This window comes from Microbispora amethystogenes, assembly GCF_016863015.1.
Classification (GTDB): Bacteria; Actinomycetota; Actinomycetes; order Streptosporangiales; family Streptosporangiaceae; genus Microbispora; species Microbispora amethystogenes.
The window spans coordinates 39,342-51,819 of sequence record NZ_BOOB01000060.1 but is presented as its reverse complement, the minus strand read 5'-3'; the positions used below and the strand labels follow the sequence as shown (position 1 = coordinate 51,819).

Below are 12,478 nucleotides of genomic sequence, written 5' to 3'. Positions count from 1 at the left end.
TCGTGGTCACGAACCGTGTCGTGGTCACGAACCGTGTCGTGGTCACGAACCGTGTCGTGGTCACGAACCGTGTCGTGGTCACGAACCGTGTCGCTCTGGTCGGCACCGGCATCCCGATGCCGGCCCGCGTGCCGATGGCCCGCATTGTTCCGGCCCGCATCGCCTCGGCCAGCGCCGGTGGCATTGTCGGACGCACCATTGGGAACCTCGCCGGGAATGTCGCTGGGCGCATCTTTTGGAGCGCCGGCAGGAGTGCCGCTGTCGGCGCCTCCGGCGCTGTCAGAAGAGACGCCCTCAGGAGAAACGAGGTCTGGAGAAAAGCTATCTGGAGAAACCAGACCTGGAGAAACGCGGTCAGAAGAGACACCACTCGCGGTCTCATCACCGGCGTATTCAGCAGCAGGGGCCTGGCCGAGCCGAGTATCGGATGGACAGGCAGAGTCGGGCGAGTCCGTCGAGTCCGTCGAGTCCGTCGATTTTGTCGAGTACGCCGAGTAGCCGGACCGGCTCGGATGCTTTCGCGGCCCGGGCTCGACGATCGGCACATAGTCGCGGGCAAGCGCGCCGTCGGAAGACCAAAGGGGCGAGCGGGCGATGAGCTGATCCCACCAGTCACCATCGCCGGTATTGTTCGAATCAGGGCAGCGCGCTGGATCATGGTCGAACAGATCCATAACACACCTCCTCAAGCGATTCGAAAGCCTGTATTAATTCTTCCACACCAAGCCGACGCAGGCACGCCCGCGCAAGTGACTTGTTGGAGTTACAGGTGCGCTTTCTTTTTTGAGGCGATGACCGACATTTCCCTCCTTGCGTGTCGTGGCGTAAGAGACGGAGTGAGGGATGAAAACAGCCGGGCGGCCGGGGCGTACGACCCGCTCGATGAGGGAACGGATCTGGCCCCGGCCGCCCTTGTGTGACGTGTCAGGGACGCTCGTGGAGATCGTCCACCCAGCCGGCCTCCTCCAGGGCGACCCGCAGGTTCGGCGTGGCTTCGCCATCGCCGACCACCTCGTACTGCAGAAGCCTGGCCGAGCCGGGATCGATGATGATCCGGTATTCGATCGATCCGCCGTCGTCGCCGGGGCCCTTCGCCGCCAGGGCCGCCCCCGTGCGCCCCAGCGCGTCGGCGCGCTCGCCCAGCGCGGTCAGCCCCCGCTCACCGGCCAGCACCCGGAACAGCGCCGCGCGGGTGCCCGGCGTGATCGGGGCGTTCAGCAGGTCGACGGCCGTCTGCCACAGGTAGACGGAGAAGTCTTCCTCGTTCGCGGCGCCTCCGGGCCGCGCCCGGTAGAGCTCGTGCAACCGCCGCTCCAGCGCCTTCTCGTCCGTCGGCAGCCGGTCGATGTTGCGGATGGTGAGGCTGGGGTTGTCGATCGACAGGACCCGGTCGAGCCGGTCCTCGTAGCTCTTCTCGCCACCGCTGACCAGCCGGGGCGCACCCGACTCGCGCCACTTCCGCTCGTCCTCCGACGACCCGAACGTCAGCCTGCCGTCGGACTTCCTGACGTTGCGGTTGGCGTCCCCCCTCTGGCGGGCCCGCCAGGTTTCGTCCGTGCTGCCGGAGAAGACGACGTACGGCAGCAGCTCGGGGTGCTTCTTGAACTCGACCAGTTGGTCCTCGAACCACCGGTCGGCGGCCTTCCGGGAGCCGGACGCCGCCTTCCTGTCCCGCTCGGCATCCAGCGCCCGAATTTTCGCGACGTACGCCGCGTCGTCGACAGCGAGGCGGCTGAAGGTGCGGTCGCGGGTGTACCAGTAGTGCCCGGTGCCCGCCTCGACCTTGGACGCGCTCTCTGCGGCGGCCAGCAACACCGTTCGCGCGTCGAGGACCACGCTGGTGGGTGCACCGGTGGTGGATGCGTCGGTGTTGGGTGCGTCGGCGCCGGGTGCGGCGGCGATGTCGTGCGCGGTTCCGCCGAGCTTACCCGCGGCGCCGGGGACGGCCGGACCCGAATCGGGGGTCACCCTGGGCACGACGATCACGGCGGCCAGTCCTGCAGCCAACCCGGCCGCCAGCACGCCTCCCAGCGCCCACGGGCGACGCCTCGGCGACAGGGCTGGCGACCGTGCCGACGACAGGCCCGGCAACAGGGCTCGCTTCGGCGGCGTGGCCGGGGTCCGGAAGGCCCGGGCGAGATCGTCCGTACGGCGGCGGCGATGGGCCGCCTCGGTCAGTTCGTCCAGCCGCTCAGGCTTGAGCTGGGCGAACATGCGCTCGGTCATCTGGTCCTCCTGGGGGTGTTACGAGGGTGTCCGGTGGCCATCACGCCTCCTCCGCGAACCGCTGCCCGTGTTCGACCGCTCGCGGGCGCCGGGCACCGGCGCTGGCACTGGCACTGGCACTGGCACTGGCACTGGCGGCCGGTTCGGCCCGCAGCGCCCGGCTCAACCGCCTGCGGGCACGGTGCAGCCGCACGTTGTAGGTGCGGGTGGAGCAGCCCATCACGGTGGCGGCCTGCTCGGGCGGCAGGCCGTGCCAGCTCGCCAGCGCCATCGCCTCCACGTCCTGCTCCGGCAGGGTCGCGAGCGCGGCCAGCGCGGTCGTCCGGTCGACGACGTGGTCGGCCACGTCCCAGGCCACGGTGTCGCGTTCGGTGCTCAGCGCGGCGATGCGGTCGACCAGCGCCTGCCGCCGGCCGCGCGAGTCGCGCTGCTTGGCCAGCAGGTTGCGGGCCACGCCCAGCAACCAGGGCAGCACCGGCTCGGGCAGCTCGCCCAGGCGCCGCCAGGCGACCAGGAACGTCTCGCTGCACACGTCCTCGGCGACGCCGTGCTCGGCCCGCAGCAACGCGTAGCCCAGCACGGCCCGGTAGTGCCGGTCGTAGAGGGCGGTGAATCGTTCTTCGGGATCGTCCACACCCAGTAGTCCCTCCGGAGACCCCAGGATTACCGGTGAGCCGGAAAAGCTCACCCCGGAGGGAAGACCGGGCCTACGCGCCAGCCGGGATGTCGCCCGGGATGTCTGCCGGAATATCGCCCCGGATGAGACCGCTGCCCTCGGGCGCGGCGGCGGGGTCGGAGCCCACATGGACCGGCCGGTTGTCCCGGTCGACGAAGACGACGCGCGGCCTGAGCGCCTTGACCTCCTCCTCGGCGACCAGCGCGTACGCGATGATGATCACAAGGTCGCCGACCGAGATGAGCCGGGCGGCGGCACCGTTGATGCCGATCGTCCCGGAGCCCGCCGGGCCCTCGATGACGTACGTCGACAGGCGGTTGCCGTTGTCGATGTCGACGATGTCGACCTTCTCGCCCTCGACGAGGTTCGCCTCGGCCATGAGGTCCGCGCTGATCGTCACCGAGCCGACGTAGTGGAGATCGGCCTGCGTGACGGTGGCACGGTGGATCTTCGACTTCATCAGCGTGCGGAACATGGTCTCCCACCGGGGTTCGAAAGCGGCCTCCTCACAAGCGCCCTCGATGGTACGTCACGCCGCGAAGCCGCCTTTCATCCCCTGCACTCGACGGCCGTGTACTCGACAACCGCGTCCAGGAGCCACTCCGCCGCGTACGCCGCGAAGGAGGAGCGGACGAGCACCCAGAAGCCGTCCTCCTTCGCGACCAGGACGACCCCGGTCCTGGCCAGCAGGGTCTGCGCGCACCGGCCCGGGCCGAACTCCCGGGGATGCAGGTCGAGCGCGCAGCCGTGCGCCAGCACGTCCCGTGCCCGCTCCCCGGCGACCACCAGGGTCGTACGCTGGGCCGACACGTCCACGACCGAGACGTGCTCGCCGGCCGCCGCGCCCCGGATCCGCTCGCGCAGTTCCCTCGCGGCGCCGTCCGGGCCGACGACGAGCCACTCGTCCGGCCCGAGCCACAGCACGCTCAGGCCGCCGCCCTCGGTCACGACACCGGGCTCCACCGGCAGCGGCACGCCGAGGGCGGTACCGATCCGCTCCGCCGCCGGGCTCGCGGGGTCGGCCCGGACGTTCAGGTGCGTGAGGAAGGGGATCTCCGCCAGGCGGATCGCGCCGCCCGCGCTCGCCGCCGCGAACCTGTCCGAGTACGCCGCCGCCGGACTCCTACGCCCGATCACAAAACCAGCCGCAGACTCAGCCACAGAATCAGCCACGGGGTCAGCCGTCACGGCGAGCTCCTTCCGGGTCGTACAGGACGTGGGAGGTCACGGTCACGGGCACGAGGTCGTCGCCGACCGGCGCGTACAACCGCTCGCCGACGCGCCCGCGCCCGCCGCTGACCAGCGCGAGCGCGAACGTGCGGCCGAGCGCGGCGCTGCGGTAGCTGGAGGTGACGAAGCCGAGCGCCGGCACCGGCAGCACGGGCGGCACAGCGGGCAGAGCCGCGGACGCTACAGAGGACGGCACAGAGGCTGCCGCAGAGACCGAAACGAGGTGCGCGCCCTCGGGCAGCAGCACGCCGGGGTCCTCCGGCAGCAGGCCCACCAGGTGCCTGCGATCGGGCCGGGACGTGTCCGCCCGCGCGTACGACCGCCTGCCGACGAAGTCGGCCTTCTTCTTCGAGACGATCCACTCCATGCCGAGGTCCTGCGGGGTGACCGTGCCGTCGGTGTCCTGGCCGACGATCGGATACCCCTTCTCCGCCCGCAGCACGTGCATGGTCTCCGTGCCGTACGGCGTGACCTCGCCCGACGCCATGACCGCCTCCCACAGGGCGAGCCCGTGCCAGGACGAGACGTTGATCTCGTAGGCCAGCTCGCCCGAGAAGCTGATCCGGCAGACCCGCGCGTCGATCCCGGCGACCTCGGCGTCCCGCCAGGTCATGAAGGGGAAGTCGTCCTTGCCGACGGCGAGGCCGGGGGCGAGGGCGGCGAGCACCTCGCGGGAGCGCGGCCCGGCGAGCGCGACCGTCGCCCACTGCTCGGTGACCGAGGTGCAGCGGACCCGCAGGTCCGGCCACTCGGTCTGCAGCCACTCCTCCATCCAGTCGAGCACCGCCGCCGCGTTGCCGGTGGTCGTGGTGACAAGGTAGTGGTCGTCCGCCAGGCGGATGGCGGTGCCGTCGTCGAAGACCATGCCGTCGGGGCGGCACATCACGCCGTAGCGGATGGACCCGACCTTGAGCGTGCTCATCATGTTCGTGTAGAGCCGGTCCAGGAACACCCCCGCGTCGGGACCGACCACGTCGATCTTCCCGAGGGTGGAGGCGTCCATCGCGCCCGCGCCCTCCCTTACGGCGGCGCACTCGCGCAGGACCGCGTCCTCCATGTCCTCCCCCGGGTCCTCGCCAAGGCCGGGGTAGTACCAGGGCCGCTTCCACTGCCCGACGTTCTCGAAGAGCGCGCCACGCGCCACGTGCCACTCGTGCATGGGCGTCGTACGGACCGGGTCGTGCAGGGGGCCCCGGTCGCGGCCCGCGAGCGCGGCGAACGAGACCGGCGTGTACGGCGCGCGGAACGTCGTGGTCCCGAGCGCGGCGACGTCGACGCCGAGGGCGTGCGCCACGACGCCGCCGGTCAGCTGCCCGGAGGTCTTGCCCTGGTCGTGGGCCGTGCCCGCGGTGGTGTAGCGCTTGACGTGCTCGACCGAGGTGAGGCCCGCGCCGGTCGCGCGCAGCACCTCCGCCACCGTCACGTCACGCTGCAGGTCCACGAAGTGGGTGCCGTAGTCGCCCGACTCCACCAGCCACAGATGCTCGGCGGGCGCGGCGGCGGGCTCCTCCTCCACCACCGGCACAGTGACCCCAGGCGCACCGAACCCGAGGGCGGCCAGCGCCCGACGGCCCGCCTCGGCGCCGTCCGCCAGGCAGGCGCGCAGCGTCGTCACGCCGGCGGCGAACCCGGCGGCCTCGGCCGCCTGGCGGGTCTCCCCCGGCGTGAACGCGCCCAGCCCCTCGTCGTACCGCAGCGTGCCCCCGGCCTGGCTGAACAGGTGCACCACCGGCGTCCAGCCACCGGACACGAGCAGCAGGTCGGCGGCGACCTCCCGGGCCCGGCCACCCGTACGGGGGGCGATCTCGGCCCCGGTGACCTCGCCCTCGCCCTTCGCCGCCGTCACCACATGCCCGGTGAGGACCTCGATGCCGCGTTCCGCGCACCGGGCCGCCCACATGCGACCCGGCTCCCGTCGTACGTCGGCGACGGCGGCGATCTCGATCCCGGCGTCGGCGAGGTCGAGCGCCGCAGCGTAGGCGGTGTCGTTGGTGGTGAACACGACCGCCCGGCGGCCGGGCAGCACGCCGTACTGGTTGACGTAGGTGCGGGCGGCGCCGGCCAGCATGACGCCGGGCAGGTCGTTCCCGGCGAAGGCGACGAACCGCTCGTGCCCGCCGGTCGCCAGCACCACGCGTTTCGCGCGGATCCGCCAGACGCGCTCGCGCGCCACGCCGGGCGGGGCCGCCGCGCCGAGGTGATTGGTCCGCCGCTCGACCGCGACGATGTAGTTGTCGTCGTAGTGGCCGATGACGGTGGTGCGGCGCAGCACGCGCGTCTCCGGCAGGGCGGCCAGCGCGTCGACCTCGGCGGCCGCCCAGGCACGGCCCGGCCCACCGTCCACCGTCTCGGTCGTGCCGAGCAGGCTGCCGCCCGGCTCGGGCCGCTCGTCGGCGAGGATCACCCGCGCCCCGGCCCGCGCGGCCACGCGCGCGGCGGCGATGCCGGCCGGTCCCGCGCCGACCACGAGCACGTCGCAGTGCGCGTGGACGGCGTCGTAGCGCGCCGGGTCGGGCCGGTCGGCCAGCCTGCCCCGCCCGGCGAGCCCGGTGGCGACCAGGCCGTCGTACAACTCGACGGTCGTGGCCGTGAGCATCGGCTCGGGGAACGGCTCCTCGATCTGGACGACCGCGTTCGGCTCCTCGCAGCCCGCGGCGTAGACGCCGCGCGGACGGCCGAGCCTGACGCTGGTCGCGACCGCGCGCACGCCGCCCGCCAGCAGCGCCGACGCCAGCGTGTCACCGGCCAGACCTTCGAGGTCGCGGCCGTCGAACCGGAAGCGCAGGACCCGCCCGGTCACGCCCTCACGGCGGTACGGCTGAGTGCTCATGAGTTCACCGGCCGCGGCTCGCCCACCCGGTAGACGGCGTGGATCTCGTTGGTGGCGGTGTCCCGTACGGCGTTGAACCAGCGGCGGCACCCGGCCGCGTGGCTCCACCGCTCCGCGAACAGGCCCTTGGGGTTGTCGCGGAAGAACAGGTAGCGGGCCCACTCCTCGTCGGAGAGGGCGGCCGGGTCGTCCGGATGGGCGACGTGCGCCTGCCCTCCGTAGTGGAACTCGGCCTCGTCCCGCGGCCCGCACCAGGGGCAGGCGATCAGCAGCATCAGCACTCCGGAAGTCAGTGGGCGACGGGTCAGTGGGCGACGGCGGCGGCGCCGTGCTCGTCGACGAGCCTGCCGGTGGTGAACCGGTCGAGCGAGAAGGGGGCGTTGAGCGGGTGGGGCTCGCCGGTCGCCACGGTGTGCGCGTAGCACCAGCCGACGCCCGGCGTGGCCTTGAACCCGCCGGTGCCCCATCCGCAGTTCACGTAGAGGTCCTCGACCGGGGTGAGCCCGACGACGGGTGAGGCGTCCGGCGTGACGTCCACGACGCCGCCCCAGGTGCGCAGCACGTGCGCGCGGGCGAAGACCGGGAACAGTTCCAGCGCGGCCGCCATCTGCCGCTCGATGATGTGGAACGCCCCGCGCTGCCGATAGGAGTTGGCCGCGTCGATTCCGGCGCCCATGACCAGTTCGCCCTTGTGCGCCTGGCTGACGTACACGTGGACGGCGTTCGACATGACCACGGTGGGATGCACCGGTTCGAGCAGTTCCGACACCAGTGCCTGCAACGGGTGGCTCTGCAACGGCAGCGCCACGCCCGCGAACCCGGCGACCACCGAGGAGTGCCCGGCGGCGGCCAGCGCGACCTTCTTCGCGGCGATCGGGCCGCGGGTGGTGCGCACCCCGGTCACCCGGCCGTCGCGCACGTCGAGACCGGTCACCTCGCAGTGCTCGATCATGTCGACCCCGAGGTCCGCCGCCGCCCGGGCGAAGCCCCACGCCACGTAGTCGTGCTTGGCGATCCCGGCCCTCGGCTGGAAGGTGGCGCCGAGCACCGGGTAACGCACGTCGGGCGAGATCTCGACGATCGGGCATACCTCTTTGACCTGCTCCGGCGTCAGCCACTCGGCGTCGACGCCGTTGAGCCGGTTGGCGTTGACCCGGCGCACGCTCTCGCGCACGTCCTGCAGGCTGTGCGCGAGGTTGAGCACGCCGCGCTGGCTGAACAGCAGCGGATAGCCGAGGTCCTCCTCCAGGCCCTCCCACAGCTTCAGCGCGTGCTCGTAGATGCCCGCGCTCTCGTCCCACAGGTAGTTCGACCGGATGATGGTGGTGTTGCGGGCCATGTTGCCGCCCGCGAGCCAGCCGCGCTCCAGCACCGCGACGTCGGTGATCCCGTGGTTCTTGGCCAGGTAGTACGCCGTGGCGAGGCCGTGGCCGCCGCCACCGACGATCACCACGTCGTACGACCGCTTGGGCTCGGCGGAGCGCCACAGCCGGTCGGGGTGGTCCGGCAGGTGAGGCGGCAGGGGGTTCATCGGGCCTCCCCGGTCCCGCGCAGCCGTTCCATCGCGGGGTCGAACAACGGCTCCTCGGCGACCACGGCGGGCACCCGCCGGTCGAAGTAGCCGATCTCCAGCGTGCGGCCGGGCGTGGCCAGCGTGGCGGGCAGCCAGGCGTAGGCGATGCCCTTGCCGATCGTGTAACCGAAGGCCGCGCTGGTGACGTAACCGACGCCCGTGCCGCCGTCGTAGACCGGCTCCCTGCCCATGACCACGTCGGCGGGGTCGTCGATGGTCAGGCAGGTCAGGCGGCGGCGCACGTTCTCCGCGCGCCGCTCCAGCGCCCTGCGGCCGACGAAGTCGCCCTTGTCCATCCTGACGGCGAACCCGAGCCCGGCCTCGTACGGATCGTGCTCGAAGGTCATGTCGGTGCCAAAGGACCGGTAGCCCTTCTCCAGCCGGAGACTGGCGAACGCGCCGCGCCCGCCCGCGATGATCCCGTGCTCCTGCCCCGCCTCCCACAGCGTGTCCCACAGCTTCGCGCCGAGGTCGGCCGTCGTGTAGAGCTCCCAGCCCAGCTCACCGATGTACGACAGCCGCAGCGCGGTGACCGGTACGGCGCCGACGTACGCCTTCTTCGCCCGGAAGTAGCGGAAGCCCTCGTTGGAGAAGTCGGCGCCGGTCAGCGGCTGCACGAGGTCGCGGGCGCGCGGCCCCCAGACGCCGAGGCAGCAGGTGCCGGCCGTGATGTCGCGGACCACGACCGACCCGTCCTCCGGCAGGTGGCGGTGGAGCCAGTCCAGGTCGAGGTTGCCGTTCGCGCCGACCTGGAACGTGTCGCGGCCCAGCCGGGCGACGGTCACGTCGCTGCGGATGCCGCCGTCCACGTCGAGCAGCAGGCAGTACGTCACCGAGCCGACCGACTTGTCCATCTGGCCGGTCGTGAGCCGCTGGAGGTAGGCGAGTGCGCCGGGGCCGGTGACCTCAAGGCGTTTCAGCGCGGTCATGTCGTACAGCGCGACGGCCTCGCGGGACGCCCGGGCCTCCGCGCCGACGATCGGCGACCAGTAGCGGGCGGCCCAGTCGCCGGGCGCGGGAATGTCCCCTCCCTCAAGCAGGCGGGCGTTGGCGCCGTACCACTGCGGCCGTTCCCAGCCGGCGGCCTCCAGGAAGTACGCGTCCAGCTCGCGCTGCCGGGCGTGGAAGGGGCTGAGGCGCACCGGCCGCGGCTCCTCCATCGGCTGGAGCGGGTGGATGATGTCGTAGACCTCGACGAAGTTCTGGCAGCCGCGCGCCAGCACGTAGTCGGGCGCGAGCTGGTGCGGCTCGAACCGGTTGACGTCGCACTCGTGCAGGTCGAACGACGAGCAGTGGCCGTCGACCAGCCATTCGGCCATCGCCCGGCCCACCCCGGCGGAGTGGGTCACCCAGACCGCCTCGGCGACCCAGAAGCCCTTCACGTCCGGCGATTCGCCCAGCAGCGGCATGTGGTCCTGGGTGAAGGAGAACACCCCGTTGACGCCCTCTCCGATCTCCGCCTCACGGGTGCCGGGCAGCAGCCGCCGGGTCTCGGCCCAGGCGTCCTCGAAGTCGCCGGGGGTGAAGGCGAGCACCGAGGGCATCACCTCGGCCTCGTCCACCGGCAGCAGGTCCTCGGGCCGGACCGGCATCGGCCGGTGGCCGTAGGAGCCGATGCCGACGCCGTCGAAGCGCTGGCGGTAGTAGAGGTCGGCGTCCTGGTGCCGCAGGATCGGCAGCGTCGCCTCCTGGGTGCTTCCCTCAAGCACGGGCCCCGTCCAGGCGAGCTGGTGGGCGAGGGGGGTGAGCGGCAGCGGCATGCCCGCCATCGCGGCGACCTTCGGCCCCCAGATGCCGGCGCAGCAGACCACGACGTCCGCCGCGATCTCGCCCTGGCCGGTCACGACCGCGGCCACCCGGCCGTCCTCGGTGCGGATGTCCAGCACCTCACGCCGCTCCAGCACCCGTACGCCGCGCGACGTGGCCCGGCGCAGCTGCGCCTCGACCGCGCGTACGGCCTTGGCTATCCCGTCGGTGGGGATGTGGAGACCGCCGAGCACGGCGGCGGGGTCGAGCAGAGGGAAGAGGTCCGCGCACTCGGCGGGGGTGAGCAGGCCCGACTCGACGCCCCAGGAGGTGGCCCAGCCGTGCCGCCGGTGCAGCTCCGCGAGCCGTTCGGGGGTCGTGGCCACCTCCAGGCCGCCGACCTGGAGGAAGCAGGGCTCGCCGTCGAGGTCGAGCGAGCCGAGCTTCTCGACGGTGTAGCGCGCCATCTGGGTCATGGTCTTCGACCCGTTGATCTGGAAGACCAGGCCGGGCGCGTGCGAGGAGGAGCCGCCGGTCGCGGGCACCGGGCCCTGGTCGACCACCGTGACGTCCGTCCAGCCACGGGCCGACAGCTCGTCGGCGAGCGCAGCGCCGACGACGCCGGCCCCGATGACGACGACGCGCGGGCCCGTCGCACCGACATGTTCCATGTTCACGCTCCTCGGCCGGCGTCGCGCGGCCTGAACCAGTGCTGGGGACGGGGATCGGTGTTCTGCCACACGTGCTTGATCTCGCGGTACTCGTCCAGGCCCGTCGGGCCGAGCTCGCGGCCGACCCCGGACTGCTTGAACCCGCCCCACTCCGCCTGCGGCACGTACGGGTGGTAGTCGTTGATCCACACCGTCCCGTGCCGCAGCCGGGCGGCCACCCGCTGCGCCCGGCCCGCGTCCCGCGTCCAGACGGCGCCCGCGAGGCCGTAGTCGGTGTCGTTGCCCAGGGTGACCGCCTCGTCCTCGCCGGAGAAGCGCTCCACGGTCAGGACCGGCCCGAACGACTCCTCCCGGACGACGCGCATCTCGCGGTGACATCCGTCGAGCACGGTGGGCCGGTAGTAGAACCCGCCGGCCAACTCCGGCTCGTCCGGCCGCCGCCCGCCGCAGCGGAGCTTCGCGCCCTCGGCGAGACCGGCCTCGACGTACGCCTCGACCTTGGCGAGGTGCGCGGCGGAGATCAGCGGGCCGGTCTCCGCCTCGGGGTCGAACGGCCCGCCCAGGCGGATGTCCTCGGCCCGGCGGGCGACCTCGGCCACGAACGCGTCGTGGATCGGGTCCTCCACCAGCAGGCGGGCGCCGGCCGAGCAGACCTGCCCGGAGTGCAGGAAGACCGCGGTCAGCGCGAAGTCGACCGCCGTCTCGAAGTCGGCGTCGGCGAAGACGATGTTGGGGTTCTTGCCGCCGAGCTCCAGCGCGACCCGTTTCACGGTCGCGGCGGCCGAGGCCATCACCCGCCGCCCGGTCGCGAGGCCGCCGGTGAACGACACCATGTCGACGTCCGGGTGCTCGGCGAGCGGCGCCCCGGCCTCGGGACCCGCGCCGAGCACGAGGTTGGCCACGCCCGGTGGCAGGCCGGCCTCCTCCAGCAGCCGCATCAGCAGGACGGCCGTGCTCGGAGTGAGCTCGCTCGGCTTCAGCACGAAGGTGTCGCCCGCCGCGAGCGCGGGGGCGACCTTCCAGGAGGTCTGCAGCAGGGGGTAGTTCCAGGGGGTGATGAGCCCGCACACGCCGATCGGCTCGTAGACCACCCGGCTGACCGCGTCGTCCCTGCCGGTGTCGATCACCCGGCCCGCGTCGGTGCCGGCGATGCCGCCGAAGTAGCGGAAGCACCGGACGACGTCGTCCACGTCGTACTCGCTCTCGGCGAGCCGCTTGCCCGTGTCGAGCGACTCGGCCCGCGCGATCGCCGCCCTGTCGCGCTCGATCAGGTCGGCCGTCCGCAGGAGCAGCCGTCCGCGCTCGCTCGCGGGCGTACGCGGCCAGGGGCCCGCGTCGAACGCGCGCCGCGCCGCCGCGATCGCGGCCTCGGTGTCGGCGCGGGTGGCCTCCGCGACGGTCGCGACGACCGCGCCGTCCGCGGGGCATCGGATCGTACGGCGTCCGCCTGCGACGGCGTCGGTCCAGGCGCCACCGATGAAGAGGTCCGCCACAGGCAGCGCCTTCCGATCACACTCGTTGCGTAA

10 protein-coding genes are annotated in these 12,478 nt (G+C 72.4%); all 10 read right to left on the bottom strand.

Annotated elements, in window-relative coordinates:
* On the bottom strand, positions 1-674 hold a 674-nt coding region (locus Mam01_RS32895; RefSeq protein ID WP_204289069.1), incomplete at its 3' end, for a hypothetical protein.
* A 250-nt stretch (positions 675-924) separates the two neighbouring features.
* Positions 925-2,226, bottom strand: a complete 1,302-nt coding sequence (locus Mam01_RS32890; RefSeq protein WP_204289068.1) for a hypothetical protein — start codon at positions 2,224-2,226, stop codon at positions 925-927.
* A 40-nt stretch (positions 2,227-2,266) separates the two neighbouring features.
* Positions 2,267-2,860: an RNA polymerase sigma factor gene (locus Mam01_RS32885; protein ID WP_204289067.1), complete on the bottom strand. Its 594-nt coding sequence runs from the start codon at positions 2,858-2,860 to the stop codon at positions 2,267-2,269.
* Positions 2,861-2,933: 73 nt separating this feature from the next.
* Positions 2,934-3,377: an aspartate 1-decarboxylase gene (gene panD, locus Mam01_RS32880; protein WP_204289066.1), complete on the bottom strand. Its 444-nt coding sequence runs from the start codon at positions 3,375-3,377 to the stop codon at positions 2,934-2,936.
* A gap of 74 nt (positions 3,378-3,451) precedes the next feature.
* The gene (locus Mam01_RS32875; RefSeq protein WP_239101799.1) at positions 3,452-4,039 is read right to left on the bottom strand and encodes a sarcosine oxidase subunit gamma; all 588 of its coding nucleotides are present in this window, start codon (positions 4,037-4,039) and stop codon (positions 3,452-3,454) included.
* 40 nt (positions 4,040-4,079) lie between these two features.
* Positions 4,080-6,962, bottom strand: coding sequence for a 2Fe-2S iron-sulfur cluster-binding protein (locus Mam01_RS32870; protein WP_204289065.1), 2,883 nt, complete (start codon positions 6,960-6,962; stop codon positions 4,080-4,082).
* Positions 6,959-7,237, bottom strand: a complete 279-nt coding sequence (locus tag Mam01_RS32865) for a sarcosine oxidase subunit delta (protein WP_204289064.1) — start codon at positions 7,235-7,237, stop codon at positions 6,959-6,961. The genes Mam01_RS32870 and Mam01_RS32865 overlap by 4 nt, the downstream gene beginning before the upstream one ends.
* 29 nt (positions 7,238-7,266) lie before the next feature.
* A complete protein-coding gene (locus tag Mam01_RS32860) occupies positions 7,267-8,493 on the bottom strand; it encodes a sarcosine oxidase subunit beta family protein (protein ID WP_204289063.1) in 1,227 nt (408 codons plus the stop codon).
* Positions 8,490-10,952, bottom strand: coding sequence for a GcvT family protein (locus Mam01_RS32855; protein WP_204289062.1), 2,463 nt, complete (start codon positions 10,950-10,952; stop codon positions 8,490-8,492). Before Mam01_RS32855 ends, Mam01_RS32860 begins: the two co-directional genes overlap by 4 nt.
* A 2-nt stretch (positions 10,953-10,954) precedes the next feature.
* On the bottom strand, positions 10,955-12,445 hold the full coding sequence (locus Mam01_RS32850) for an aldehyde dehydrogenase family protein (protein WP_204289061.1): 1,491 nt from the start codon (positions 12,443-12,445) through the stop codon (positions 10,955-10,957).
* Positions 12,446-12,478 lie beyond the last annotated feature (33 nt).

Coding starts and splice junctions, on each gene's coding strand:
- Mam01_RS32855 (WP_204289062.1), bottom strand. CDS start 10,952: ATGGAACATGTCGGTGCGACGGGCCCGCGCGTCGTCGTCATCGGGGCC.
- Mam01_RS32865 (WP_204289064.1), bottom strand. CDS start 7,237: ATGCTGCTGATCGCCTGCCCCTGGTGCGGGCCGCGGGACGAGGCCGAG.
- Mam01_RS32860 (WP_204289063.1), bottom strand. CDS start 8,493: ATGAACCCCCTGCCGCCTCACCTGCCGGACCACCCCGACCGGCTGTGG.
- Mam01_RS32890 (WP_204289068.1), bottom strand. CDS start 2,226: ATGACCGAGCGCATGTTCGCCCAGCTCAAGCCTGAGCGGCTGGACGAA.
- Mam01_RS32870 (WP_204289065.1), bottom strand. CDS start 6,962: ATGAGCACTCAGCCGTACCGCCGTGAGGGCGTGACCGGGCGGGTCCTG.
- panD (WP_204289066.1), bottom strand. CDS start 3,377: ATGTTCCGCACGCTGATGAAGTCGAAGATCCACCGTGCCACCGTCACG.